The organism is Agromyces sp. CCNWLW213 (genome assembly GCF_037199545.1).
Taxonomy (GTDB): Bacteria; Actinomycetota; Actinomycetes; order Actinomycetales; family Microbacteriaceae; genus Agromyces.
In genome coordinates this window covers 617,673-641,179 of the sequence record NZ_JBBBDX010000002.1, presented here as the reverse complement: position 1 = coordinate 641,179, position 23,507 = coordinate 617,673, and the positions used below count along the sequence as shown (strand labels likewise).

Here is a 23,507-nt window from a genome sequence, read left to right as displayed (position 1 = left end):
TGGGGGGTCTTGTGGGGGGGGGGGGTGGGGGGGGGGGGGGGGGGGGGGGGGGGGGGGGGGGGGGGGGGGGGGGGTCTCCTCCCCCCCCCCCCCCCCCCACCCGGCTTCAGGCGTTCGCGGTCGCGCGTCGCCGCTCCGCGTGTGCATCGACGAGTGCGGCGCTGAGGTCGCGGGCCGGCCTGCCGAGCAGGTCGGCGACCGTCGACGTGGTGCCCTCGTTCCGCCCGTCGAAGACCTCGCGGCAGAGCTCGGTGAGGAGCGTCGCGACGTCGGCTCCCTCGGCCTCGGCGATCGCCGCGTGGAACTCGTCGAACCCGATCGGCACGTACGCGACCTCGCGCCCGGCGAACGCCGAGAGGTGCGCCGCGGCCTCCGCGAACGTCAGCGACTCCGGCCCGGTGACCTCGTAGCGGCGACCCTCGTGCCCGTCTTCGAGCAGCACGTGCACGATCACGTCGGCCAGGTCGTCCACGTCGATGAACGGTTCGCGCACCATGCCGGCGGGGAGCGCCAGCACGCCCTCCGCGACGGCGTCGTGCAGCATCCCCTCGGTGAAGTTCTGCACGAACCAGGAGGCGCTCACGACGGTGGTCGCCACGGGCGAGGCGAACAGGATGTCCTCGCAGGTCCGGGCGCCGGCCTCGCCGCGACCGGACAGCAGGACGACGCGGCGCACCCCGACCTCGTGCGCGACCCGGGCCAGCGTGGCGATGGCCCGGTCGGCGCCCGGCGCGGCCAGGTCGGGCACGTACGCGGCGTAGAGCCGGTCCACTCCGTCGAGTGCGGCCTTCCAGCCGTCCGGCTGCTCCCAGTCGAACGACGGCGACGAACCGCGCGACAGTCGTCGCACGGTCGCGCCGCGCGCGGCGAGCCGGTCCGCGACCCGGCGGCCGGTCTTCCCTGTGGCGCCGATGACGCCGATGATCTCGTCCACGATGGACCTCCTTGGAATCGGTGTGCGTCCACGTTCGCCGGTTCGGGTCGGATGATCAATCGCCGCATGACCGTATTTCTATGCCGGGCGTCCAAGTTCCGCGACGCGCGGCGAATCGGCATGGCACCGTGGACGCATGGGCAATCCACGGAGGTCAGCGGGCACGTCCCCCGCGGCGGTCCTCGAGCAGGACGGACTCGGCGACAGCCTGCACCTCCTGCGGTTCACGGGGGCCTTCTACTGCCGTGCCGAGGTCACCGCGCCGTGGGGCGTGGACTTCCCGCCGTTCCCCGGCTGCGTCATGCTGCCCGTGGTCCTCGCCGGCCGCTGCGTGCTCGAGATCGGCGACGAGCGGCACCCGCTCGAGGCGGGCAGTGCGGCGCTCGTGACGCGCGGGGTGCCGCATCGACTCCTCAGCGCACCGGATGCCGCGGCGACGCCCCTGCTCGACATCCCCGTCGAACGGCTGAGCGACACCTACGAGCACATGCGGTTCGGCGGCGGCGGGGAGCCGACGCGCATCGCGTACGCGGCCATGCAGGTCGACGGCCCGCTGACCGCCCGGCTCACCGAGCAACTGCCCGACGTGATCCGCGTCGACGCATGGGAGGACGGCGAGGGCGGCGCGTTCCAGGCCGTGCTCCGGCTGCTCGCGCGCGAGGCGGAGGCGATCCGGCCGGGTGGGGAGGCGGTGATGACGCGACTCGCGGACATCCTCGTCATCCAGGTGCTGCGGCGCTGGCTCGCGACGGTCGAGGCGCCGCCCACGGGGTGGCTGGCGGGACTCCGCGACCCGCAGGTCGGTCGCGCCCTGGGCGGGATGCACGCCCGGCCGGGCGAGGAGTGGACGCTGGCCTCGCTCGCGCGGCAGGCGAGCATGTCGCGCTCCGCGTTCGCCGAGCGCTTCTCGACGCTCGTGGGCGAACCCCCGATGCGCTACCTGGCCGGATGGCGCCTCGAGCGCGCGCACGCCGAGCTCTCGAGCACGGACGAGCCGATCGCCGCCGTCTCGCGCCGCGTCGGCTACGCCTCGGAAGCCGCCTTCAGTCGCGCGTTCAAGCGACGCCACGGCGTGACCCCGGGTGAGGTGCGGCGGCGCGCCCGCACGTCCGCGCCGGTGTCCGTCCGCGATCTCGCCGCGAGGTGACCGCCGCGGTGCGTCACCGGTTCGGGTTCGTCGCCGCGCCGTCGAGCCACAGCGTGTCGCTCGGGTCGCTGTGGGTGCCGCCGCTGTCGACGTGCCGGTCGTCGATCTGCGGCCCCTTCGTGATCACGTGCACGAGCGCCATGGCGTGGCCGCGCCCGAGGCCGTAGTCCTCGGCGAGCCAGGCCACGATCGGGGTCGCCTTGGTGCCGGGGCCGAAGCCGCGCTCGTCGGCGAGCTCGATGAACCGCCTCGGGGTGAGGCCGGTCTTCGCCTCGATGTTGTCGAGATAGGCCTGGAAGGACATTCGCTGCTCCTAGCGGTCGGCGGGCTCGTCGGCCCAGATCTGGATGATGGTGTCGGAGGCGTGGATGCACAGCATCCGCAGCGGGCCGTCGCCCGCGTTGGTGAAGCGGTGCCAGACGCCGGCCGGCACGGTGGCGGTGTCGCCCGCGCTCGCCGCGAGCCGGGCGTCGCCGATGACGATGTGCGCAGTGCCCTCGAGCACGACCCAGGTCTCGGCGTAGGGGTGCCAGTGGAGTCCCGGCCCCTGGCCCGGGTCGTTGTCGACGAAGAAGTACGAGACGCCGGCACCGTGCTCGCGGCCGACGAAGCGGCGCGTGCGCCCGGTGCCGATGCGCAGCGCCTCGGCCGGGACGAGCGCGGGCGACGGGGCGGCGGTGGTCGGGGTCAGGGTGATCTCGGCTTCGGTCATGCGCCCAGCGTCGCGCCGCGGCATCCGTCGCCGTTAGTGTTTCGACGTGGATCGAAACTTCGTCGAGTTCCGCCTCGCACCGGGCGACATCTCCGCGATCCGGTTCGGCGTCTCGCCGGGGCACGAGCTGTGCCACGCGGTCCGCGTCCTGCAGCGGCCCGATGAGCATCCCCTGCAGTGGGGCTGGCTGCGCGGCGTGAGGGGGAGCGTGCCGCGCGAGGCGTTCGAGCTCTTCGCGGTGCTGATCGGCGAACGCGGGTACTTCCCCGACTTCCTCACCGCCCCGCCCTCGTGGGACCTGGATCCCGCCGCGGAGGCGGCACGGCTGCGCGACGCGGCGGCCGGCCCCATGGCGGTCGACCTGGGGAAGGTGGTGGTCCGCTCGACCGGTGCGCGCCGCGACGCCGTCCTGCGGATGCTCGACGACCTGCCCCGCGCGCGAGCGATGATCGCCGACGCCTGGCTCGAGCTCTGGGCGGCGCTGATCGCGCCGTCCTGGACGCAGCTCGAACGCATCCTGCGGGCCGACATCGCGGTGCGCGCCCGCCGGGTCGCGACCGACGGGCTCGCCGGCATGGTCCGTGGGCTGCACCGCACCGTCGAGTGGCACGACGACGCGGTCCGCGTCGAGCTCCGCCTGCATTCGGAGGTGCTCGACTGCCGTGGCTCGGGCATCGTCCTCGTGCCGTCGGTGCTCGGCGGGACCGGGTGCTCGGTGCTCACCGAGCCGCCGGCCCAGCCCACGGTGTTCTATCCCGCGCAGGGCGTGACCGAGCGGTGGGCGGCGGATGCCACGGCGCTCGCCGATTCGCTCGGCGCCCTGCTCGGCCCGACCCGCGCCGGCATCCTGCTCACCTCGCACGCCGCACGGACCACCTCGCAGGTGGCGGCGGACGCCGGGCTCGCGCCGTCGACCGCGTCGCACCACCTGACCGTGCTGCGCGATGCGGGCCTCATCGCGAGCCGGCGCGAGGGCGCGCGCATGCTGCACCTGCGCACGCCGCTCGGGGAGGCCCTCATGGGCTCGGCGCAAGCCCCCTGACTCCGAGGGGTACGCCGCCTACGCTCGGAGCATGTTCCTCATCATGGGCGTCACCCCGCGCGACCGGGTCATCACCGAGGTGACGTTCGTGTGCGAGTACTGCGGGGTCGCCGCCCTGCAGCACGTCGTCGAGAGCGCGAGCCGGTTCTCGGTGTTCTTCATCCCCCTGTTCGCGGTGTCGAAGTCGTACTTCGTCGCCTGCTCGAACTGCGGCGGCATGACCTCGCTCACGAAGGAGCAGGCCACGCACGGCATGGAGTGGGCCGCACGCAACCGCCAGCTGCAGTGAATCCCGCCGCGTGACCGGTCGAGCCGGTTGCGCGTGACCGGTCCGTGCGGTGACGGCGCACCGGACGAGCCGGTCACTCCGGCCGGTTGCCCGTGGCGCCCCCGATCAGGAACGGCGTCGTCACGCCCTCGTACATGACGTGGGCCACGAGCCCGTCGACCGCGTGGGCCAGCGTGTGGCAGTGGTCGCTCCAGATCCCCGGGTTGTCGGCGACGAACGCGACGTCGTACGACTCGCCCGGTCGCACGTCCAGCGAGTCGACGATCCAGGGGCTCCCGGATGCCGCGACGCCGTCCCTCGACAGCACGAGCACGTGGTGGCCGTGCAGGTGCATGGGGTGCACGTCGCCCGAGTCGTTGCGGAGGTGCATCACGACGAGGTCGCCCTCTCGGACGTGGAACATCGGCATGTCGGGGAACATGCGGCCGTTGATCGTCCAGAAGTTGCCGGGCCGGCCGTCGATGATCCCGAAGCGGCGGCCGATGACGTAGTCGAAGGTGCGGTCGGGTGACGCCGGGTCGAGGGCGGGGGGCTCGGGCGTGCCGTACGCGAGCAGGTCCAGGGTGCGCGTCGGCTGCGGCGACGGCGGCGCGGCGGGGGCTCCCGCGGCGCCCGCGACCACGCTGCGCGCGCCGCCGACGTGCAGCCGCACGGCCTTCCCGTCGTCGGGCACCCGCACCGCGACATCCGCTCGCCCGCCCGCCGGGATGAGGACGCGCCGGCCCTCGACGTCCGTCGGCCGGACGACGTCGTGTCCGTCGACGGCGGCGACGCGGAGCGGCGACGCCGACCAGACGGCGGCGGTGCCCTGGTCGGTGTTGACCACGCGCACCCGGACGATCGACCCCGGCGCCGCATCGACCCGCGCGTCCTCGGCCCGTCCGTTCAGCGTGTGCTGCCCGCCGTAGATGTGCAGGAGTGCGGTGAACTCGGCGTCGGTCCTGAAGGCCGGGGGCTCCGCGGGCTCGACGACGATCGCCCCGAGGAGCCCGCGCTCGACCTGCTCGTGCGAGACCTGGTGCGAGTGGTACCAGTAGGTGCCGGCATCCGTCGCCTCGAAGCGGTACACGTGGCGTCCGCCGACGGGCACGGCGTCCTGCGTGATGCCCGCGACGCCGTCGGCCGCGTTGGGCACGTCGATCCCGTGCCAGTGCAGGGTCGCGCCGTCCGTCACCGACTCGTTCACGAACGTCACCTCGACGAGGTCGCCCTGCCGGGCGCGCAGCTCCGGCCCCGGCGACGTGCCGTTCACGGTGTAGCCGTCGACGGTGCGGCCGCCGGGGACGTCGATGCGCTCCTGCCGCGCGGTGAGCTCGATGCGCACGTCGGCCGGGCGGTCCGGATCGGCGATGAGCGCGGTGACGTCGGTCTCGGGCCCGGAGCCGGTGGATGCCCCGCCACCGGCCGCGTGCGCGCCGTGCCCCGACGGCTCGGACCCCATGTCCATGATCGAGTACTCGCCGAGGAGCGTGGAGTTCCATGCGAGCGCGCCCGCGCCCACGGCCGTCGCGACGGCCACGGCGACCGCGACGCGTCGGACGAGCTCACGTGGCGACGGCATCCGAGCCCACCCCCTCGGCGGTGGCCGCGCGCTCGTCGGCGCCGGTGCCGGGCCGCGCCGGGCGGGCCATGCGCAGCGCGGCGACGGAGGCCGCCGCCACGATCGCGAGCGCGTTCGCGCCGTGCACGAGTCCGAGGTAGGGCATGTCGGTGACCGAGAAGCCCAGTGCCACCTGCATCGCCACGAGCCCGAACACGATCGCCGCCCACGCCGTGGTGCCGCGTCGCCGCACGAAGAACGACACGACGAGCAGCGCGAACGCGACGAGCGGGATGACGACCCCGCCGACGAGGCCGTGCACCAGGAAGCCGGCCTCGCCCACGCCTCCCGCCTGGAAGCCCTCGAGCAGGGCCTTGTCGACGACGCCGCCCTCCGACACCAGGTTGAGCATGCCGCCGAACGCGAACGCGATCGCGGCGGCCTGGACGACGACGGCCCCGGCCACGGTCCAGGCGAGGGCGGTGTACAGGGTGCGCATGATGCCTTCTCCTCAACTGCGGCGCCGGTCGCGGCATCCGCTCGCCCATCACGCTCGCCGAACGGGGCCGCGCCCGGAACGAAGCGGACCGGAACGCCCGTGGCGGAGCCCCGCATCGACGGTGGGGGCTGGCTGCTAAGGGGGAGTCGGGGAGGGCCCTCTCGCACGAACCGGCTCGGAGGAGGACCATGGAACCGTGGAGCGCAGGTGGGTGTGCCTCGCGACGCTCGGCCCGATCGGGGTCGCGTCGCTGGCATACGTCGTGATCGTGCGCGGCGTGATCGAGGCCGACGCCGACCACGGCCTCGCCTGGCCGCTGCTCGGGGCACTGCCCATGTTCGTGCTCGGCATGTGGCTGCTCACTGTCACCTCGTCGCGCACGGCGGTCCTGATCGCCCTGGCCGCGACCGCGATGCTCGTGGGCTCGGCGTACGAGACCTTCATGCAGCGGAACGCCGGAGTCCTCGACGAGCCGTGGTTCCCGCTCTTCAACGTGATCGGGCTGACCGCGGACGGCACGGCGACGGCGGCGTTCCTCGTCGTCTTCGCGACGTTCCCGGACGGGCGGGCGGAGCGGCGCTGGCAGCGGATCGCCGTGGCCCTCCTGTGGACGCCCATCCTCTCCGGCCCGCTGACCCTCCTCACCACGCCGCACGTGGTCATCTCGCCCTACATCGGCATCAGCGGCGACGGGATCCCGAACCCGTTCGTCGTCCCCTGGCTCGAATGGGCGGGCCCTGCGGTCGAGCGCCTCGTCGTGCAGGCGTGGCCGGCCGTGCTGCTGTGCATCACGGTGCTCGTGAGCCGAGCCCTCTTCGGCGATCGGCGGGTGCGCGAGCGGACGCGGGCGATGGCGATCACGATCTGCATCAGCATCGTCGCATTCGCGGCGTGGGTGGTCTTCCCCGAGGCGCCGCCGGTCGAGATCGGCGTCTACGCGACGCTGACGGCCCTGCCGATCGTGGCGATCCACGGCATCTTCCGTCACGGCGCGTTCGACATCGCCCCTGGCGATCGCGGGCGGAGCGTCGCGCGCTCCTCCGACCTGCTCATCGCGGTCTTCTACGGCATCGCGGTGGCCACGCCCGCGATCCTCTTCTCGACGAGCCTGCCGACCGTGCCGGCCGTGCTCCTCACGGCGGTGCTCGCCGTCCTCCTCCTGCCCGTCCGCACATGGGTTCGGAACTCGATCCGGCGGGCGCTGTTCGGCGACCGCGACCGCCAGCTGGCCATGCTGAGCGAGCTGGGGACCCGCCTCGAGGAGGCCGGCGAGCCGCGGGACCTGCTGGACCGCCTCGCCGACGCGGTCCGCGCGGGGCTCGGCGCGTCGTGGGTCCGGATCCGGCTGGCGTCGCCGGACGGCGCGACGGCCGAGGCACCCGCAGGAGCCGCCGGCGATCCCGTCGGGATCGAGTCGGCGGCGGCGGTCGAGTCGGCGGACCTCGTGCACGCCGACGCGACCCTCGGCCGGATCGAACTCGGGCCTCGGCGGCGCGGCGAGTACGGGGAGGCCGAGCGCACGCTCCTGCGTACCGTGGCCGGCCAGGCCGCGGCATCCGTCGCCAACCTGCGCCTCACGGAGCAGCTCGCGGAGCAGCTCGCCGAGCTCACCGCGTCGCGCGAGCGCCTCGTCGCCGCGCAGGACGACGAGCGGCGCCGCCTCGAGCGCGACCTGCACGACGGCATCCAGCAGGACGTGGTGGCGCAGATCGCCGGGCTCCGGCTCGCGCGGAACCGCCTGGAGCGCGGCGAGCTGACGGCCGAGGAGCTCACGGAGCTGCAGGTCCAGGCCCGCGAGACGCTCACCGACCTGCGCGAGCTCGCGCGCGGCATCCACCCGCCCGTGCTGAGCGACAACGGCCTCGTGGCGGCGGTCGAGTCGGGCGTCGCCCGGTACCCGATTCCGCTGACGGTCGAGGCGGATGCCGCGGTGCGCGCCGAGCGCTACCCGGCCGACGTCGAGACGACCGCGTACTACGTCGTCCGCGAGGCGCTCGCGAACACCGCGAAGCACGCCCACGCGACGCACGCGTCGGTCGGGCTCGCGCGCGAGGACGGGCACCTGCGGGTCTCGATCAGCGACGACGGACTCGGCATCGGCGACGTGTCGCCCGCGACGGCCACGAGCGGCGGGCTCGCGAACATCCGCGACCGGGTCGCGGCGCTGCGCGGCACCGTGCGCGTGTCGCCGACGACGCCGTCGGGGACCACGGTGGTCGTCGACCTCCCCATCCGTTCGCCCGGGTCCGGCGATGGGTGACGCGGACGCGCTGCGCGTCGTCGTCGCCGAGGACAACTACCTCGTGCGCGAGGGCCTGCGGCGGCTGCTCGAGGACTCGGGCGAGGTCGACGTGCTCGCGTCGGTGGGCAACGCGACCGAACTGCTCGACGCCGTCCGGCGGCTCGGTCCGGACGCGGTGCTCACCGACATCCGGATGCCGCCCGGCCACCACATGGAGGGCATCGAGGCCGCCCATGCGATCCGCGCGACGGCGGCCTCGACCGGGGTCGTCGTGCTGTCGCAGCACGCCGACGAGAGCTACGCGCTCGCCCTCTTCGCCGACGGCTCGGCCGGACTGGGGTACCTGCTGAAGGACCGGATCGGCGACCTCGAGGACCTCGTGCACGCGCTGCGCGAGGTCCGGGCCGGGGGTTCGGTGATCGACCCGCAGATCGTGGACACGCTCGTGCGGCGGCGGAGCGCGGGCGCCGCGAGCCCGCTCGCCGCGCTGTCGCCCCGCGAGCTCGAGGTGCTCCGCGAGATGGCCGCGGGCAAGACGAACGCCGGCATCGAGCAGGCGCTGTTCCTGTCGTCCTCGACGGTCGAGAAGCACGTGAACGCGATCTTCACCAAGCTGCGGCTGCCCGAGTCGGGCGTGCACCGGCGGGTCGCCGCGGTCCTCGCGTTCCTGCGGAGTGCGGAGGGCTAGCTCAGCGGCGGGCCCACCGCAGCACGCGCAGCGCGCGGAGCGTGATCCACCGGCTGGGTTCGCCGACGGCGACGTCGAGGCCGTACGCATCGCGACCCGGCCGCGGGTTCCCCGCCGGCCAGCGCCCGTCGTCGCCGCGCCGCGCGCGGACCACGTCGAGCGCCGGCGCGAGCCGCGGGTCGGGATCGCCGCCGGCCCGGCGGAAGTGCTCGAGCGCGCGCAGGACGTCGTAGTACCAGTAGGTGGGGAACGCGAAGTCCAGGTACCGGTCGGCCACGACCTCGCCCGTGCTCCGGCGGCGGAACAGGTTGCGCTCGAGGAGGTACTCCTCGCCGCCGCGACGGGCCTCGGCCACGGCGGCATCCGTCGACCCGGTCGCCTGCTCGTAGGCCAGCAGCCCCTCGACCACGCACAGCGTGGAGTCGAACGAGGACCGCTGCGACGCCTCGGCGGGCTCGCAGTTCCAGCCTCCGTCGGGCAGGCGCTCGTCGAGGAGCCTCGCGACGATGCGATCGCTGCCCGCGCCGAGCACGCCGAAGTACGCCGCGTTCGCGAGGACGCCGCCGTTCACGCACTCCTCGACCTCGCCGTGGAAGTAGGGCAGGTCGTCGAACTCCGCCCAGCGCACGCCTCGCTCGACCCGCTCGATCGCGCGACGCACCGGAGCGGCGTCCGGATCGACGCCGAAATCGCGGAGGATCTGCAGGGTCCACATCACCGAGTTCCGCTGCCGGTCCGGGCCGTACACGTGCCCGCCCCAGTACCCGTCGTCGCCCTGCAGCCCGAGCAGGCGCGCGCCCCACCCCTCGCGCGCCACGCGCGCCCGCTCGGCGGCGACCTGTTCGGCGGGTTCGCCCGAGAGGTCGCGGCGGACCTGCCAGCGGACCGCGGGGTCGCCCTCGAGGAGCCAGGTGATGACGTCGGTGTCGTCGGTCACGGTGTCCATGGCTCCATCCTCGCCCGAGCCGCCGTCGTCGCATCGCATCGCACGGCGCGAGGCGCGGTGCAATCCAAGGGTTGCGCTGCCACGGACGGCCATGCAACCATTGGGTTGCACACCCGAACGAGCGAAGGGACGATCCCGATGAGCACGACCGACAACCCGGCATCCGTCGTCGACGAGGGCACGTTCACCGTGCGTCGCACGATCCGTATCGCCGCCCCCGTCGACACGGTGTGGCGCGCCGTGACCGAACCCGAGCACATCTCCCGGTGGTTCGGGCGCACCGTGCTGGAGGGCAGCGGCCCGGGCGCCGAGGGCAGCATGACGTTCCCGGACTACGGCGTCGTGCCCATCCGGATCGAGGCGATGGACGCACCGCGCACCGTGTCGTACCGCTGGGGCAACGACGACGCCGCCGGGAGTCTCCCCGACGCGGTCGACGAGGCGACCTCGACGGTCTTCACCTTCACCCTCGAGGCGACGACGGATGGCACGCAGCTCACCGTCGTCGAGACCGGCTTCGAGCGCACCTCCGACCCGATCGCGAACCTGCGGTCGCATGGCGACGGGTGGATCTCCGAACTCGACAAGCTCGTCACGCTCCTCGAGCGCGAGGCGGCCGGCGCTGCGGCCCCGGCCGAGGGCGCCGCATGACGACGGGCACGCTGGTCCCGGTGTTCGCGGCACTCGGCGACGAGACGAGGTGGAGCATCCTCGCCGCGCTCGGCGAGGGCGACGCGTCGGCGTCGGCCCTCGCCGGGCGGCTGCCCGTCACGCGGCAGGCCATCGCGAAGCACCTCGCCGTGCTGCAGGAGGTCGGGCTCGTCGAGCCCGTCCGCGTCGGGCGCGAGGTGCGCTACCGGGTGCTCGGATCGCAGCTGGCCGACACCGCCCGGCGACTCGAGGCCGTCGGAGCCGAGTGGGACCGCCGCCTCGCCGCGATCAAGGAGATCGCCGAGGGGCTGTGAGCCCGCCGCGGCATCCGCCCGCCGTCACGCGTCCACGAGCTCGTCGATCACGATGCGCTTCTGGCGCATCATCACCCGGACCTGCTCGGGCCGGCGCGTGAGCTCGCCCAGGTTCGCCGGGACGACCTGCCAGCTCACGCCGAACCGGTCCTTGCACCAGCCGCACTGCTCGGCGTCGGGCACGTGCGACAGCCGCGACCAGTAGTGGTCGATCTCGGCCTGGTCGGCGCACGAGACGATGAACGAGATCGACTCGTTGAACGTGAACAGGGGACCGCCGTCGAGGCACGTGAAGTCGACGCCGTTCAGGGTGAACCGCCCGCTGACGACCTTGCCGGACATCCCCGCGAAGTGCGGGTCGAGCGACTCGTCGGGATACTCCACGATCTCCACGATGCGCGAGTCCGGGAACACGTCGACGTAGTACTCCATCGCCTCGCGCGCCTGGCTGTCGAACCACAGGCAGGGCTGGATCGGTGCGAGCTCGGCCATCGGAAACCCCCTCGTTCGGAACGATGCTCGACGGCCACGGTACGCCCGGCGGGCGGGTCGCCGCACGCGACTACTGGACGGGCGACCCGGTCGATAGAGTCGAGCCGTGGGCCTGAACCCCCTCCTCCTCGCGACCGCCGCCGTGCTGGTCGCCGCGCTCGCCGGATGCGCCGGCGCGCCCGCCGCCTCCCCGTCGCCCTCGCCGGTCGCGACGGCGAGCCCGACGCCCGACGCGGGGGAACCCCTCGCGTGCGACGACCTCGTCCCGCCCGAGCTCGTCGCCGCCACGCTCGCCGGCGACGACGGCGAACCCGTCGACCCGGTCGCCGCGGTCGCGGCGACGGAGGCGTTCACGGGCGTGCTCATCGAGGGCGTGGGCGGCCTCGCGTGCTCGTGGCGCGTCGGCTCCGGCATGCCGGAGTACAACCCGCCCAGCGACTGGGCCTACCTGCGGGTCGACGTGCTCCCGGATGCCGCCGGCCGCTGGGTGCCGCTGCAACTCGGCGACGCCGTCTCGACCGACACCCGCGAGGTCGCCGGCATCGAGGCATCCGTGACCGGGGGCGACCCCGGCTGGTTCCTCTCGGCGCCGGTCGGGGACGACTGGGTGGTCGCGTCGATCAGCGCCGCCGGCCTCACGGGCGCGGGGAGCCGGTTCGACGGCGTCGGGGGCGCCGCGATGATCGATCGGCTCGCCGACGTCGCCCGCACGGCGTTCCCCGTGCTCGAGGCGGCGACGCCCGAGCAGCTCGAGCGGCCGGCGGTCGCACTGCGAGACATGGATGCCGCGTGCGCCGGCAGCCTCGACCGCGCGGGGATCCTCGAGGCCGTGCAGCTCCGCGACGGGACGACGGTCGAGTACGTCGCCACCGATGCGGCCGACGACCCGGTGGGGTTCCCGAACGCGGTGCGGGCCGCCGCGCGGGCGTTCGACTGCGAGCTGCGCGTCGACGGTCGCCCCGTCGTCACCATCACGACCGCGCCGGGCTTCGCGTCCCTGTTCGACCGTTTCCGGGAGCCGGATGCCGACGTGGCGTACGACGAGCTCCTGCTCGGCGAGGCGCCCGAAGGCGTCGAGGCGCGCGCGGTGGTCGAGCGCGACCCCGACGGGCCCGCGTCGCTCACGTTCCTCGCGGTCGGCGACGCGCTGCACCAGATCCGCGGGGAACGGGTCGAAGAGGTCGCCCGCGCGATCGTCGCCCGATCCGGCTGACGTCGGCGCGAGGCAGTACGCTCCCGGCATGGGCCACCCGGCGGAGGCGAAGTACGACGTCAAGCGCGAGCATCCCGAGCTCTACGCGCCGTCGGCGAAGGACTTCGCGCTCGTCGACGTGCCGCCGATGCGGTTCCTCGCCGTCGACGGCCACGGCGACCCCGACGTCGAGCCGTCGTACCGCGAGGCGGTCGAGGCGCTGTTCGGCGTCGCCTACGCGGTGAAGTACGGGAGCCGGCGCGGTCTCGGGCGCGACTTCGTGGTCGCGCCGCTGGAGGGACTGTGGTGGGCCGACGACCCCGCGGCGTTCGTGGCGCGCGACAAGGACGCGTGGAGCTGGACCATGCTCATCGCCCAGCCCGACTGGATCGACGACGACGCGGTGGCGGCCGCGACCGAGGTCGCCCGGTCGAAGGCGTCCGACCGTGCGCTCGACCGGCTGCGTCTCGTGCGCCGGCACGAGGGGCGATCCGCGCAGATCCTCCACGTGGGCTCGTACGACGACGAGACGCCGACGCTCGCGCGGCTCCACGACGAGTGGATGCCGCAGCACGGGCTCGACTTCAACGGGCCCCACCACGAGGTCTACCTGAGCGACGCCCGCCGGACGGCGCCCGAGAAGCTCCGCACCGTGCTGCGCCAGCCGGTGAAGCCCGCCTAGCCGTCCAGTACCGCGGCGAGGCTCTCGCGCACGATCGCGACCCCGCGGCGCAGCTCCTCGTCGGTGATCGTGAGCGCCGGGAGGAACTTGAGCACCTCGTCGTGGGCGCCCGAGGTCTCGATGACGAGTCCGCGCTCGAAGGCCGCCTTCGACACGCGCCCCGCGAGGGTGCGATCGGCGTCGCAGGCGATGCCCATCATGAGGCCGCGGCCGCGGACCGTGAAGCCGAGCTCCGGGTGGTCGGCGGCGATCCGCTCGAGCTCGCCGCGCAGCAGCTCGCCCTTGGCGGTGACCGCCTCGGCGAAGGCGGCATCCGACCAGTAGGTCTCGAGTGCGACGCGAGCCGACACGAACGCGAGGTTGTTGCCGCGGAACGTGCCCGTGTGCTGACCGGGCTTCCACACGTCGACCTCGGGGCGGAGGAGCACGAGCGACATCGGCAGGCCGGACCCGGAGATCGACTTCGACACCGTCACGATGTCGGGAACGATGCCGGCGTGCTCGAACGCGAAGAACCTGCCGGTGCGGCCCACGCCGGCCTGGATCTCGTCGAGGATCAGCAGGATGCCGCGCGCCTCCGTCAGCGCGCGCAGGCGCTGCAGCCACTCCACGCGCGCGACGTTGATGCCGCCCTCGCCCTGCACGGCCTCGACGATGACCGCAGCCGGGTGGTCGAGGCCGGAACCCGGGTCGTCGAGCATGCGCTCGAGCAGGTCGAGCGTGTCGACGTCCGCGCCCAGGTAGCCGTCGTACGGCAGGCGGGCGATGTCGTCGAGCCCGACGCCGGCCGCCGAGCGGTAGTGCGAGTTGCCCGTCGCCGCGAGCGCCCCCATGCTGAGCCCGTGGAACGCGTTCGTGAACGCGACCACCGTCGACCGGCCGGTCGCCTGGCGCGCGACCTTGAGCGCGGCCTCCACGGCGTTCGCGCCCGTCGGGCCGGTGAACTGCAGCTTGTGGTCGAGGCCGCGCGGCTCGAGCACGAGCTGCTCGAACGCCTCGATGAACGCGCGCTTGGCCGAGGTCGCCATGTCGAGGCCGTGGATGATGCCGTCGCGCTCGAGGTACTCGATGAGGGCACGCGTGAACGCCGGGTTGTTGTGCCCGTAGTTCAGCACCCCCGCGCCCGCGAAGAAGTCGAGGTACTCCCGCCCGTCGGCGTCGACGAGCGTCGAACCGGTGGCGCGGTCGAACACGGTCGGGAACGCGCGGACGTACCCGCGCACCTCCGACTCGCGGCGGTCGAAGACGTCCAGGTCGGTGGCGCTGGTCGTGACGCTGCTCATGGCAGGCGGTCTCCTCTCGGGGAAGGGGGCGGTGCCTCGACCCTACGGCCTCCGGCCGGGAGCGGGGTGTGCGCGGCCGATCGGGGGTCGTCGCGAGAGCGGCGGCCCCGTTTCCTGTCACGTAGGGTGACGCCCATGAGCGCCGACCCGTTCGTCACGCATCGGAATCTGCTGTTCACGGTCGCCTACGAGCTGCTCGGCTCGGCGGCCGACGCCGAGGACGTGCTGCAGGAGTCGTGGCTCCGGTGGTCCCGGGTGGATCGGTCCGAGGTGCGGGATGCGCGCGCCTACCTCGTCCGCATCGTCACGCGCCAGGCGCTCGACCTCCTCCGAGCACAGTCGCGGCGTCGCGAGGACTACGTCGGCGAGTGGCTTCCCGAGCCGGTGCTCACGAGTCCGGATGTCGCCGACGACGTCGCGCTGGCGGAGTCGCTGTCGATGGCGACCCTCACGGTGCTCGAGACGCTCGGGCCGGTCGAGCGGGCGGTGTTCGTACTGCACGAGGTCTTCGACGTGCCGTACGACGAGATCGGGGCCGCCGTCGACAAGTCGCCGGCGGCCGTCCGCCAGATCGCGCACCGGGCCAGGCAGCACGTGTCCGCGCGCCGCCCGCGCATCGAGGTCGCACGCGCGGAGCAGGAGCGGGTGCTCGAGCAGTTCCTCGCGGCGTTCAACACCGGCGACCTGCAGGGACTCATGGACGTGCTGGCGCCGGACGTGGTGTCGGTCGCCGACGGCGGCGGCAAGGTCCGGGGCGCGGCGCGCCGGCCGATCGTGGGCGCGGGACGGCTCGCCGCCTACCTCACCGGGGCCATCCGGAAGGCCGGGGTGGGGTACCGCGCCGTCCCGTCCTGGGTGAACGGCGGTCCGGGTGCGCTCGTCGAGGTCGACGGTGAGGTCGTGGGCGCGCTGAGCATCGCGATCGAGGGCGGCCATGTCGCTCGGATCTACGCGGTGGCCAACCCGGACAAGCTGGGGCGGCTCGGTGGGATGGCGATACTCGCACGCTGACGCGGCGACATCCGGGAATGATCTGCCTCGCGGCCATCGCGGCGCAGACCTCGTGCATGCGCTCTCGAGCTCGGTCACGGTGCTCGGCACCGACGATCCCGTCCGCGTCCACCCGCAGTTCTCGACCGTCGATGGGCTCGCGCACGGGCGGGCGTGCGCCGACTGCTCAACTTCATGCGCGTCGGGTTCTCGCCGGTCTCGCGCGGGCCGCTCATGGGCCAGCCCGAGCAGTGGGTGACGAGATCGCGTTCCTCGCGCGCGAGCACGGGGTGAGCGCGTTCCTCATCGGCGGTGACGACCCGGTGGTGACCCGCCGGTTCGGCGAGGAGGTCGCGCCGGCGGTGCGCGAGGTGGTGGCGCGCGAGCGCGCGGGCCGCGGCGAGCGGTTGACCGCCTGACGGACCCGCGGGCGTCGCATCGCGGCTGCACGCGGGCGAGAGTATGGCGAACGTTCCGTTCGGCTCCCGCGGCGGTGCGTTCGGCATGCTCTCGGGCGCCGCGGCGAGTGGCCGGGGCGCGCCGAGCGGCTCAGTCGGCGCCGCGAGCCTCCTCGAGGCGTCCATGAACACGGCCGACCGGACGGCGCCGTCGGCGACGAGCGCCGGCATGTAGGCGCCCGCGTTCGAGTGCGCGACGCCGACGAGGCCCCGCCGTTCGCCGAGCGCGGAGCGGTACGCCGCGAGCGCGTCCTGCGCGGTCGCCGCCGGACCGGGCTGCGCGATGCGGACGCGATGCCCGCGCGCCGCGAGCGCCGCGGCGAGCGGCTCGTACGCCGCCGCCGGGAGGAAGACGCTGCCGAGGAGCACGATCTCCGACATCCGGCGATCGTACCGAAGGCGTGCGGACGCGACGAGGGGCCCGGGATCACCCGGGCCCCTCGTTCGGGACTGCGACGCTCGGTGCGACTACTTCTGCACGAAGGCGAGCAGCGCTCGGGTCACGTCGTCGGCGTGGGTCCAGAGCAGGCCGTGCGGCGCGCCCTCGATCTCGACGTACTCGGCGGACGGGAGGCGCTTGGCGAACTCGCGCGCGGTCGCGTCGATCGGCAGGATGCGGTCGGCGGTGCCGTGCAGGATCAGCGCCGGCACGTCGATCTTCTCGATGTCGCCGCGGAAGTCGGTGAGCCACGACTGCACGACGGCCGACGAGGCGAACCAGCCGGCGGATGCCGCGGTGTTCCAGCTCGCACGGACCGCCGCCTCGCCGATCCGGCTGCCCAGGTTCTCGTCGAGGTTGTAGAAGTCCTGGAAGAACTGGTCGAACCACGCGTAGCGGTCGGACTTCGCGGACTGCTCGATGCCGGCGAACACGTCGGCCGGCACGCCCGTGGGGTTGTCGTCGGCCTGCAGCAGGAACGGCTCGAGCGAGGCGAGGAACGCGGCCTTGGCGACGCGCGCGCTGCCGTGGGTGCCGAGGTAGCGGCCCACCTCGCCGGTGCCCATCGAGAAGCCCACGAGGATCACGTCGTCCAGGTCGAGGGTGTCGAGCACGACCTTGAGGTCGGCGGCGAAGGTGTCGTAGTCGTAGCCGACGGTGGGCTTCGACGAGCGGCCGAACCCGCGGCGGTCGTACGTGATGACGCGGTAGCCGGCGTCGAGCAGGGCGGCCGACTGCTTCTCCCACGAATCGCCGCTCAGCGGGTACCCGTGGATCAGCAGGACGGGCTGCCCCGTGCCGTGGTCCTCGTAGTAGAGGTCGATGTCTGCCGAGTTCTCGGTTCCGACGGTGATGTACGGCATGGATGCCACTCCTTCATCAGTCAGTGCCTAACCGTGTGGAATGCGGTTGGCGGTTAGATCGTTGTCGACTGTAGCACTCCGAACCGCAAAAGTATTCCACGGGGGTTAGAATTCGATGACGATCGAGCGAACCGGGGGTGAGCAGGTGACGACGGACGCCGCGCGCGCGCTGGCCGAGCGCTCGCTGCTGCTCGACCTCGTCAACTCGCGACTGCGCCACCCGGATCGCGTCGACGACGAGCTCGGCGACGACGCGGCGGCGTCCGCCTGGCTCGTCGCGCACGGCGGCACCGGCGACGCCGACGAGATCGCCGATGCACGGGCGGTGCGACCGGTGCTCGTCGACGTCCTGCGGGGCGAGCGCTCGGCCGACGAGCTCGCTCCCTGGGTCGGGGCCATCACGCGCCGCCCCGCCCTCGGCGCCGACGGCATCGCCTGGCGCGACGACATCGACCCCGCCCGCCGCGTCGGTGCGCGCGCGATGCTCGAGTGGTCGAGCCTGCAGGGGCCCGAGGGATCGCGCATCCGCCCGTGCGCGGCATCCGACTGCCAGCACTTCTTCATCGACACGAGCCGCGGCAACACGCGCCAGTGGCACTCCATGGAGACCTGCGGCAACCGCGCCAAGGCGCGCCGGCACTACGCGCGCACGAAGCGCGCGTGAGCGGCGGAGGCGAGTCGGCGACAATGGAACCCGACACGAAGGGGTTCGACATGGCTGACCACACGAGCGGTCCGACGACGGATGCCGCGGCGGCCGCACCCCCCGCGACCGGCGCCGCACGGCTCGCGCACGAACCCGGCCACCACGCGATCGGCTGCCCCGAGTGCTTCGAGGAGCTGCAGCGCAACCACGACTGGTGGAAGGCGCGTCCCGAGGGATCGCGGCTCGTCGGGCTCGTGGTCCCGCGCGACGACATGCCGCCGATCCTCGAGCAGCGCACGGACCTGACCAGGTTCGGCGTCCAGATCCTCGACTTCCGCTACCCCACGCCCGACGCGCCCGAGTCGTGGGAGCAGCGCCTCGCCCGCCTCTTCGAGACGCTGCGCGCGGGCGACGTGCTCGTCGTCGTCAACGAGCGTGCGCTGGGTCGCACCCCCGACGAGGTCGCGCGCACCATCCGCACGCTCCGCCGGCACGACCTCGTCGTGAAGGTGCTGAGCCACGGCGCCCCGCACCTCGAGGACGCGCGGGCCTGAGCCGGATGCGCGCGGCGGCGGTCAGTTGAGCACGCGCCGCAGCCCGCGGTCGGCGAGGCGATCGACGTATCGGCGGGTCTCGTCGGCGTCGCGCGGCCGGTAGATGCGCATGGCGTAGCGGAACCGCTCGCCCGCCGCCGTCCGGATCACATTGCCGGTCGCCACGCACGTGTCGTCGCCGAAGTAGACGCTGACCGTGCCGTCGCCGTTCCGCATCATCTCCGACCCCGCGATCCGCGCGTGGTCGTCGGCGAGGCGCCCGCGCTCGTCGTACTTGGCGATCGAGTAGAAGCCGCCGCGATCGTGTTCGACCGGCGGGACCTCGAACGTCCAGGTGTCGCATCCGCTGCAGGTCGCGACGCCCTCGAAGTACCGGCCGTGCTCCACGGGGAGGGTGCCCCATCCCACGCGCGTGCCGAGCAGGTGCTGCTCGCGGTCGGTCGACCGCCGCGTGCCGAACGCGCGCTCGGGGTCGAGCTCGCGCGCGTCGCGTTCGAGCCGTGCGCCGACCGCGAGCCGGCTCGCGTCGTCGTACGGTTCCGGGCGATACGGGTTCGCGGTCCTCGAGGTGATGGTGCGGAGGTCCTGGAGCTCGTGCGCGCGGCGGAGGCCCCCGGCGAGCGCCGTCCGCCCGAGGACGTAGACGTGCGTTCCGCTCGACAGCTGCGCGTTCGTCAGCCGCAGCGTCTCGCCGGGGCGGACGACCCCCACGACGTAGTGCTGCTCGTCGATCACCTGGTCGGCCTGGTACTCGCCGGAGGGGGCCACGGCGATCGTCGCCTCCTCCGACACGTCCACCACCGCGTGCGAGTAGAGCACGTCGAGGTTGGGGCGGATGGCGCCCGGGCTCGCGGGGTCGACCGGATCCCGCTCGTGGTGGTACGCGTTGACGGGCGCCCGCCTCGACTGGGCCGCGAAGTGGTGCGCGGTCTCGGCCTGCACGAAGTTCCTCGTCGTGACCCTCTTCGACATCGGCGTCCTCCCCCTCCGCCGCCGTCCGGCGACCCGACCCAGTGTTCCAAGGCGCGGTCCCGTCCGATACCCCCTGGACGGGCGGGCCCCGCGCGGGCGTCCGCGGCGACACCCGGTGCGCGGATGCCGCCGCGGAGGGCGTGCTGCTCGAGCCCCCGGTCAGGCCGGCCAGTTGCTCCGAGCCCAGGCGACGAGGGAGTTCAGCGCGGAACCGCCGGCGCCGACGTTGGTGTCCTCGATCGTCCACCACAGGATGCTGGTCTTCGACCCGCCGCTGTGGGCGGCGATGGCGTAGGGTGCGCCGCTCCAGAACCCGAACACCGGGCCGCCGGAGTTGCCGGGGCTCGAGTCGGCCTCGTACTCGACCTCCTCCGCCGAGCCGTCGCTGTCGTCGTCGAGCACGGGCCACCACATCTGCCGCGACGGCCGAGCCGCCCCGGCGATCGCGCCCGGATAACCGGCGAGCGTCCAGTAGTGGCCGCCCTGCCACGAGGGGTGGTAGTCCTTCGTGCCGAAGTACCCGTAGTTCACGCCGAGCGGCGTGTACAGGCGCAGCACCGCCATGTCCCACGCGGAGACCTCGTCGGTGTCGTATCCCCGGTAGTCGGAGACGTAGGAACCCACGCCGCGGCCGAGCGTCGACGCGCCGTCGTAGTACGCCGGCACGAACTGCATGGCCCAGTTGCGCGAGCCCCACGGGCACACGTGACCGGCGGTGAGCACGGTGCGGTCGCCGATGAGCACGCCCGAGCCCGACCATGCCGGGTACGGCGACCCCCAGTCGTCCCAGACGTAGACCTTGCCGATGCACGTCCACGGGTAGCCCGCGGGGTAGTACACCTGCCGGTCGTCCGAACCGAACACCCCGAAGTGGGGCTCGATGACCCGGCCGTCGACGCGTCGCAGCACCGTCGACCGCGGTGCGGTGACTTTCGGGTGCGGCTCGTAGTCGACCCAGGCCGGCCGGCCCGGGTCGAGCCCGCCGGCCCCCGCGAACTCGCGGGCGATGCCCTTGTCCACCTCGTCCGGCGAGAGCCGGCCGTCCGAGCCGCCGGGCATCACGAGCCCGGTCCCCTCGGGAAGCCGGAGCTCCCATCGCCCCGAGTCCACCTTCGCGGGCTCGAAGCGGTCCAGGTCGATCTCGTCGCGGGTCGCGATCGCGAGCGTGCGGCCCTCGACCTGGGCGGCGAGCTCGTCCGGCATCCGCTCGGCGGCGCGCTCGTTGTCGAGCCGCAGGAACTCCTCCGGGCCGCTGGGCGCCTCCGGGGCTCCGGTCGTCGTCTTCTCGTCCATCACTCCACCTCCGACCAGCCCGAGGACCCTCCTCGAGCCCAAGGCCGGAACGGCCTCGCATCGGCGATGCCCCGCAGGGGCCGGTGGAAGCGACGTCGTGCGACCGCCCTGACGCGCCCACGGTGGCGCGTGATCGCGGCCGCGTCATCCCGGGAAACCCTGAGGAATGCTCAGGGACGGCGCCGAATGGCGCACGCGCGCGGGCTCGGTGCGGGCACTGTCGCGTCGAGCCGCCGGATCACTAGACTCGCGCCAGGCAGGCGCGGATCATGCAGGACACCACGAGTCGAGCACGACGGAGCCGGGTACCGGGGGCGGCACTCGCGATCGGCGCCGCCCTCGCGCTCGGGGGATGCACCGCCGATCTCGGCGAGACGCGCACGCTGACCGACTGGACGGCGGCGGTCGGCGCACGGTGGGACCGGTTCGTCGACGCCGTCCTCGTGCCCCTCGGCGACACGCTCCTCGCGGTGCTGGTGACCTGGCTCGTGCTCGCCGTGGCCGCGCGCCTCGTGGCGCTGCTGCCCGGCATCCGGAACCTGAAGGCCACCCGGCGCACCGGGGCGGTGCTGCGCGCGGTGGGGTGGTCGATGGTCGTGGTCACGCCCCTCGTGGTCGTCGTCGCGACCGCGTACGCGAGCGACGGGTTCGCGATGTGGCTCGCGGTCGTCCTGCCGCTCGCCCTCGCGACGATCGCGGTCCTCGGCCCCGGCCTCGCGACCCGCTCGCGGCTCGACGCGAAAGTGCTCGCGCCGGACGGGAGCGTCAACACCTCGTGGGCGATCGACGCGCTCCTGCAGGTTCGGAACGCCAACCTCGACGACCCGCGCGAGCGCGTCGAACGACCCAGCTCGCCCGACCTCGGCGAGTTCATCGCGATCGCCGACCGCAGCGGCAGCGGCGTCGCGTCGGCCATCGCCTGGCTCTTCCAGGTCCTGTTCAACTCGGCGCCGTGGCTGCTCCAGGTCACCATCCTCGACGCCCACTCGGGCATCGCGACCCTGCGGCGCAACGGCCACCCCATCGACGAGGTCGAGCTGCAGCTCGAGTGGGAGTCGTCCGAGCCCGACCAGCACCGGAAGCTGCTCGCGCTGGCCGCGGGCTTCACCGCGATGTCGATGGCCGCGCGCTATCCCGACGTGCGCGGGTTCTATCGGACGGCGAGCTGGAAGTCCGTCGGCTTCCTCGGCCTGGCCCGGATGACGCGCGGCGAGGAGCGGCGGCACTACCTCAACCGCGCCATGGAGGAGGATCCCACGAGCATCCTCGCCGAGTACGACCGGGTGTTCGACCGGTTCGAGCGGCTCGAGGACCGGGAGTCGCTCGAGGCGTTCCTCGACGAGGGGCTCGAGCCGATCGTCAACCACGCCGCCTGGCTCTGCGGCGAGCCGGAGATGTTCGCCGATCGGCGCCCGAAGGCGCGCCACGAGTACGTGCGGGTCGCGACCGAGCTCGGCCCGGCGCGAACGGACCCGTCGGACATGCACGCCATCACCCGCCCGATCCGGACGCGATGGGACGAGCGGCGTCGCATCCGGCCGCCCGCACCGGAGCCGCGCGCGATGCTGCTGCGCACGCTCATGCTCTACATGACCGCCGCCCGGAACTGGGCCGCGTACGTCGAGCTCGACGGCGCCGCGGCCGACGACCCCGCGGTCGCCCAACGGGTCGCGCGCGTCCGGCTCGCCGTCGACCGCTACATCGAGCTGCTCGAGCGCGAGAGCGCGGTGCCGCGGCGCGACCCGAACCGGGTGCTGTCGCGCATGCGCGCCCGTGCCGCGCTCTGCTACATGATCTTCAACCCGGATGTCGCGGGCGACTGGGGCCGGGGCGAGGCGACGGGCGAGGGGTCCGCGGCCCTCGCGTCGCGCCACGAGGCGGCCGCGCGACGGTGGCTCCGCGAGGCGGGCGCCTCGCTCGAGACCGAGATCCGCTATTCGTACGCGTGCTTCACCGCTCGGCGGGCGCGCGCGATCGAGGGGGAGGTGGAGCGCCGGCTGCTCGTCGAGGAGGCGATCCGCGGAGTGCAGTACGCGCGGGACGTGGACTTCTACCAGCGCGGCGCGGCGCACGATCCCGAGCTCATGCTGCTCGGGCACGAGCCGCAGATGCGCGAGCTCGTCCTCGCGCCGATCACCTCGGCATGGCAGATCGCGCAGTTCTCGGTGCTCCACGCGAAGCTCGAGCGGCGCGGCATCCTCGACCCGGCCCGGATCATGCTCGAGCCCGACCTGCCGGGACTCCGCGACGAGCTGGGGCTCGGCGCCGAGGACTTCGCGCAGCTCATCGACGCATCGACCATCCTGCGGGCGGCGCTCGCGACCCACGAGGGTGGGCTCACGACCGAGCAGCAGCTGCGCGCGGTCCGCTACCTCGTCGACGACGCCGGCTACAGCGTGCCCGCGCTCACGGGCACGTTCGCGGAGCAGTTCGACCGGCTCGCGCGCTCGGTGGCGACGGCCGTGCACTGGGTGCCCACCGCCGACGAGCTCGAGGATGTCGCGCGCTTCATGGTCGGCGTCACGGCCCGCCTCGACGCGGCGACGAACCATCCCGCACCGACGAGCCCGGAGCCGCCGGTCCGCCTCGTGGGCTGAGCCGTTGCCGCCCGGCCGGCGCGTGACCTCCCGGCCCGCACC

General features: G+C 73.5%; 25 protein-coding genes. 13 read left to right on the top strand and 12 right to left on the bottom strand.

All coding sequences use genetic code 11. The annotated features are described in order from the left end of the window. Window positions 1–106: 106 nt before the first annotated feature. Window positions 107–934 (bottom strand): NmrA family transcriptional regulator, encoded by an 828-nt coding sequence (locus tag WBQ80_RS07250; RefSeq protein ID WP_336570551.1) that lies wholly within the window; start codon window positions 932–934, stop codon window positions 107–109. 136 nt (window positions 935–1,070) lie between these two features. On the opposite strand from WBQ80_RS07250, the gene WBQ80_RS07245 reads away from it, so the two are divergent. Then, the gene (locus WBQ80_RS07245; protein ID WP_336570550.1) at window positions 1,071–2,081 is read left to right on the top strand and encodes an AraC family transcriptional regulator; all 1,011 of its coding nucleotides are present in this window, start codon (window positions 1,071–1,073) and stop codon (window positions 2,079–2,081) included. A gap of 13 nt (window positions 2,082–2,094) precedes the next feature. Here WBQ80_RS07245 and WBQ80_RS07240 read toward each other — a convergent pair whose 3' ends face one another. Further along, window positions 2,095–2,385, bottom strand: coding sequence for a DUF4287 domain-containing protein (locus WBQ80_RS07240; RefSeq protein ID WP_336570549.1), 291 nt, complete (start codon window positions 2,383–2,385; stop codon window positions 2,095–2,097). Window positions 2,386–2,394: 9 nt separating this feature from the next. Beyond that, entirely contained in the window at window positions 2,395–2,793 is a 399-nt protein-coding gene (locus WBQ80_RS07235) for a cupin domain-containing protein (protein ID WP_336570548.1), read from the bottom strand. 46 nt (window positions 2,794–2,839) lie between these two features. Between WBQ80_RS07235 and WBQ80_RS07230 the strand changes: the two genes are divergently transcribed. Then, window positions 2,840–3,835 carry an ArsR/SmtB family transcription factor gene (locus tag WBQ80_RS07230; RefSeq protein ID WP_336570547.1) on the top strand — a complete coding sequence of 332 codons (996 nt, stop codon included), beginning with the start codon at window positions 2,840–2,842 and terminating at the stop codon, window positions 3,833–3,835. A gap of 31 nt (window positions 3,836–3,866) precedes the next feature. After that, window positions 3,867–4,124 (top strand): zinc-ribbon domain-containing protein, encoded by a 258-nt coding sequence (locus WBQ80_RS07225; protein WP_336570546.1) that lies wholly within the window; start codon window positions 3,867–3,869, stop codon window positions 4,122–4,124. A 73-nt stretch (window positions 4,125–4,197) separates the two neighbouring features. On the opposite strand, the gene WBQ80_RS07220 is transcribed toward WBQ80_RS07225, so the two are convergent. Both WBQ80_RS07220 and WBQ80_RS07215 read right to left on the bottom strand, forming a co-directional pair. After that, a complete protein-coding gene (locus WBQ80_RS07220) occupies window positions 4,198–5,685 on the bottom strand; it encodes a multicopper oxidase family protein (protein WP_336570545.1) in 1,488 nt (495 codons plus the stop codon). After that, window positions 5,669–6,163: a hypothetical protein gene (locus WBQ80_RS07215; RefSeq protein WP_336570544.1), complete on the bottom strand. Its 495-nt coding sequence runs from the start codon at window positions 6,161–6,163 to the stop codon at window positions 5,669–5,671. The genes WBQ80_RS07220 and WBQ80_RS07215 overlap by 17 nt, the downstream gene beginning before the upstream one ends. A 196-nt stretch (window positions 6,164–6,359) precedes the next feature. On the opposite strand from WBQ80_RS07215, the gene WBQ80_RS07210 reads away from it, so the two are divergent. Together WBQ80_RS07210 and WBQ80_RS07205 are read left to right on the top strand one after the other, a co-directional pair. Then, a complete protein-coding gene (locus tag WBQ80_RS07210; RefSeq protein ID WP_336570543.1) occupies window positions 6,360–8,423 on the top strand; it encodes a sensor histidine kinase in 2,064 nt (687 codons plus the stop codon). Continuing rightward, on the top strand, window positions 8,416–9,093 hold the full coding sequence (locus WBQ80_RS07205; RefSeq protein WP_336570542.1) for a response regulator transcription factor: 678 nt from the start codon (window positions 8,416–8,418) through the stop codon (window positions 9,091–9,093). Before WBQ80_RS07210 ends, WBQ80_RS07205 begins: the two co-directional genes overlap by 8 nt. Before the next feature lies 1 nt (window position 9,094). Here the strand turns inward: WBQ80_RS07205 and WBQ80_RS07200 are convergent, their stop codons facing one another. Beyond that, on the bottom strand, window positions 9,095–10,039 hold the full coding sequence (locus WBQ80_RS07200; protein ID WP_336570541.1) for a hypothetical protein: 945 nt from the start codon (window positions 10,037–10,039) through the stop codon (window positions 9,095–9,097). Between the two features lie 138 nt (window positions 10,040–10,177). On the opposite strand from WBQ80_RS07200, the gene WBQ80_RS07195 reads away from it, so the two are divergent. Both WBQ80_RS07195 and WBQ80_RS07190 read left to right on the top strand, forming a co-directional pair. Continuing rightward, window positions 10,178–10,690 carry an SRPBCC domain-containing protein gene (locus tag WBQ80_RS07195; protein ID WP_336570540.1) on the top strand — a complete coding sequence of 171 codons (513 nt, stop codon included), beginning with the start codon at window positions 10,178–10,180 and terminating at the stop codon, window positions 10,688–10,690. Further along, window positions 10,687–11,004 (top strand): ArsR/SmtB family transcription factor, encoded by a 318-nt coding sequence (locus WBQ80_RS07190; protein ID WP_336570539.1) that lies wholly within the window; start codon window positions 10,687–10,689, stop codon window positions 11,002–11,004. The genes WBQ80_RS07195 and WBQ80_RS07190 overlap by 4 nt, the downstream gene beginning before the upstream one ends. A 24-nt stretch (window positions 11,005–11,028) precedes the next feature. On the opposite strand, the gene WBQ80_RS07185 is transcribed toward WBQ80_RS07190, so the two are convergent. Continuing rightward, window positions 11,029–11,496, bottom strand: coding sequence for a VOC family protein (locus tag WBQ80_RS07185; protein ID WP_336570538.1), 468 nt, complete (start codon window positions 11,494–11,496; stop codon window positions 11,029–11,031). A 106-nt stretch (window positions 11,497–11,602) separates the two neighbouring features. Between WBQ80_RS07185 and WBQ80_RS07180 the strand changes: the two genes are divergently transcribed. Both WBQ80_RS07180 and WBQ80_RS07175 read left to right on the top strand, forming a co-directional pair. After that, window positions 11,603–12,709 carry a hypothetical protein gene (locus WBQ80_RS07180; RefSeq protein ID WP_336570537.1) on the top strand — a complete coding sequence of 369 codons (1,107 nt, stop codon included), beginning with the start codon at window positions 11,603–11,605 and terminating at the stop codon, window positions 12,707–12,709. A 28-nt stretch (window positions 12,710–12,737) separates the two neighbouring features. Further along, the gene (locus tag WBQ80_RS07175) at window positions 12,738–13,370 is read left to right on the top strand and encodes a GyrI-like domain-containing protein (RefSeq protein ID WP_336570536.1); all 633 of its coding nucleotides are present in this window, start codon (window positions 12,738–12,740) and stop codon (window positions 13,368–13,370) included. Here the strand turns inward: WBQ80_RS07175 and ectB are convergent. After that, complete coding sequence (gene ectB, locus WBQ80_RS07170) at window positions 13,367–14,653, bottom strand: diaminobutyrate--2-oxoglutarate transaminase (protein WP_336570535.1); 1,287 nt, start codon at window positions 14,651–14,653, stop codon at window positions 13,367–13,369. The two genes, WBQ80_RS07175 and ectB, sit on opposite strands and share 4 nt — an antisense overlap. A 135-nt stretch (window positions 14,654–14,788) precedes the next feature. On the opposite strand from ectB, the gene WBQ80_RS07165 reads away from it, so the two are divergent. Further along, window positions 14,789–15,664 carry an RNA polymerase sigma-70 factor gene (locus tag WBQ80_RS07165; RefSeq protein WP_336570534.1) on the top strand — a complete coding sequence of 292 codons (876 nt, stop codon included), beginning with the start codon at window positions 14,789–14,791 and terminating at the stop codon, window positions 15,662–15,664. Between the two features lie 74 nt (window positions 15,665–15,738). Here the strand turns inward: WBQ80_RS07165 and WBQ80_RS17020 are convergent, their stop codons facing one another. Together WBQ80_RS17020 and WBQ80_RS07150 are read right to left on the bottom strand one after the other, a co-directional pair. Beyond that, window positions 15,739–16,482, bottom strand: a complete 744-nt coding sequence (locus WBQ80_RS17020; RefSeq protein WP_336570577.1) for a hypothetical protein — start codon at window positions 16,480–16,482, stop codon at window positions 15,739–15,741. A gap of 87 nt (window positions 16,483–16,569) precedes the next feature. After that, on the bottom strand, window positions 16,570–17,403 hold the full coding sequence (locus WBQ80_RS07150; RefSeq protein WP_336570533.1) for an alpha/beta fold hydrolase: 834 nt from the start codon (window positions 17,401–17,403) through the stop codon (window positions 16,570–16,572). Window positions 17,404–17,518: 115 nt separating this feature from the next. Between WBQ80_RS07150 and WBQ80_RS07145 the strand changes: the two genes are divergently transcribed. Together WBQ80_RS07145 and WBQ80_RS07140 are read left to right on the top strand one after the other, a co-directional pair. Continuing rightward, a complete protein-coding gene (locus WBQ80_RS07145) occupies window positions 17,519–18,067 on the top strand; it encodes a CGNR zinc finger domain-containing protein (RefSeq protein WP_336570532.1) in 549 nt (182 codons plus the stop codon). A gap of 50 nt (window positions 18,068–18,117) precedes the next feature. Beyond that, a complete protein-coding gene (locus WBQ80_RS07140; protein ID WP_336570531.1) occupies window positions 18,118–18,603 on the top strand; it encodes a dehydrogenase in 486 nt (161 codons plus the stop codon). A gap of 21 nt (window positions 18,604–18,624) precedes the next feature. Here WBQ80_RS07140 and WBQ80_RS07135 read toward each other — a convergent pair whose 3' ends face one another. Both WBQ80_RS07135 and WBQ80_RS07130 read right to left on the bottom strand, forming a co-directional pair. Further along, on the bottom strand, window positions 18,625–19,575 hold the full coding sequence (locus WBQ80_RS07135; RefSeq protein ID WP_336570530.1) for a DUF1254 domain-containing protein: 951 nt from the start codon (window positions 19,573–19,575) through the stop codon (window positions 18,625–18,627). A gap of 159 nt (window positions 19,576–19,734) precedes the next feature. Beyond that, window positions 19,735–20,868 carry a trypsin-like serine peptidase gene (locus WBQ80_RS07130; RefSeq protein ID WP_336570529.1) on the bottom strand — a complete coding sequence of 378 codons (1,134 nt, stop codon included), beginning with the start codon at window positions 20,866–20,868 and terminating at the stop codon, window positions 19,735–19,737. A gap of 269 nt (window positions 20,869–21,137) precedes the next feature. Between WBQ80_RS07130 and WBQ80_RS07125 the strand changes: the two genes are divergently transcribed. Beyond that, the gene (locus WBQ80_RS07125; protein WP_336570528.1) at window positions 21,138–23,465 is read left to right on the top strand and encodes a hypothetical protein; all 2,328 of its coding nucleotides are present in this window, start codon (window positions 21,138–21,140) and stop codon (window positions 23,463–23,465) included. The last annotated feature ends 42 nt before the right edge of the window (window positions 23,466–23,507 follow it).

Excerpts from the sequence above, each read along its gene's own strand:
- WBQ80_RS07245 (WP_336570550.1), top strand. The coding sequence starts at position 1,071 with ATGGGCAATCCACGGAGGTCAGCGGGCACGTCCCCCGCGGCGGTCCTC.
- WBQ80_RS07240 (WP_336570549.1), bottom strand. The coding sequence starts at position 2,385 with ATGTCCTTCCAGGCCTATCTCGACAACATCGAGGCGAAGACCGGCCTC.
- WBQ80_RS07235 (WP_336570548.1), bottom strand. The coding sequence starts at position 2,793 with ATGACCGAAGCCGAGATCACCCTGACCCCGACCACCGCCGCCCCGTCG.
- WBQ80_RS07225 (WP_336570546.1), top strand. The coding sequence starts at position 3,867 with ATGTTCCTCATCATGGGCGTCACCCCGCGCGACCGGGTCATCACCGAG.
- WBQ80_RS07220 (WP_336570545.1), bottom strand. The coding sequence starts at position 5,685 with ATGCCGTCGCCACGTGAGCTCGTCCGACGCGTCGCGGTCGCCGTGGCC.
- WBQ80_RS07215 (WP_336570544.1), bottom strand. The coding sequence starts at position 6,163 with ATGCGCACCCTGTACACCGCCCTCGCCTGGACCGTGGCCGGGGCCGTC.
- WBQ80_RS07205 (WP_336570542.1), top strand. The coding sequence starts at position 8,416 with ATGGGTGACGCGGACGCGCTGCGCGTCGTCGTCGCCGAGGACAACTAC.
- WBQ80_RS07200 (WP_336570541.1), bottom strand. The coding sequence starts at position 10,039 with ATGGACACCGTGACCGACGACACCGACGTCATCACCTGGCTCCTCGAG.
- WBQ80_RS07195 (WP_336570540.1), top strand. The coding sequence starts at position 10,178 with ATGAGCACGACCGACAACCCGGCATCCGTCGTCGACGAGGGCACGTTC.
- WBQ80_RS07190 (WP_336570539.1), top strand. The coding sequence starts at position 10,687 with ATGACGACGGGCACGCTGGTCCCGGTGTTCGCGGCACTCGGCGACGAG.
- WBQ80_RS07185 (WP_336570538.1), bottom strand. The coding sequence starts at position 11,496 with ATGGCCGAGCTCGCACCGATCCAGCCCTGCCTGTGGTTCGACAGCCAG.
- WBQ80_RS07175 (WP_336570536.1), top strand. The coding sequence starts at position 12,738 with ATGGGCCACCCGGCGGAGGCGAAGTACGACGTCAAGCGCGAGCATCCC.
- ectB (WP_336570535.1), bottom strand. The coding sequence starts at position 14,653 with ATGAGCAGCGTCACGACCAGCGCCACCGACCTGGACGTCTTCGACCGC.
- WBQ80_RS07165 (WP_336570534.1), top strand. The coding sequence starts at position 14,789 with ATGAGCGCCGACCCGTTCGTCACGCATCGGAATCTGCTGTTCACGGTC.
- WBQ80_RS17020 (WP_336570577.1), bottom strand. The coding sequence starts at position 16,482 with ATGTCGGAGATCGTGCTCCTCGGCAGCGTCTTCCTCCCGGCGGCGGCG.
- WBQ80_RS07150 (WP_336570533.1), bottom strand. The coding sequence starts at position 17,403 with ATGCCGTACATCACCGTCGGAACCGAGAACTCGGCAGACATCGACCTC.
- WBQ80_RS07145 (WP_336570532.1), top strand. The coding sequence starts at position 17,519 with ATGACGATCGAGCGAACCGGGGGTGAGCAGGTGACGACGGACGCCGCG.
- WBQ80_RS07140 (WP_336570531.1), top strand. The coding sequence starts at position 18,118 with ATGGCTGACCACACGAGCGGTCCGACGACGGATGCCGCGGCGGCCGCA.
- WBQ80_RS07135 (WP_336570530.1), bottom strand. The coding sequence starts at position 19,575 with ATGTCGAAGAGGGTCACGACGAGGAACTTCGTGCAGGCCGAGACCGCG.
- WBQ80_RS07130 (WP_336570529.1), bottom strand. The coding sequence starts at position 20,868 with ATGGACGAGAAGACGACGACCGGAGCCCCGGAGGCGCCCAGCGGCCCG.
- WBQ80_RS07125 (WP_336570528.1), top strand. The coding sequence starts at position 21,138 with ATGCAGGACACCACGAGTCGAGCACGACGGAGCCGGGTACCGGGGGCG.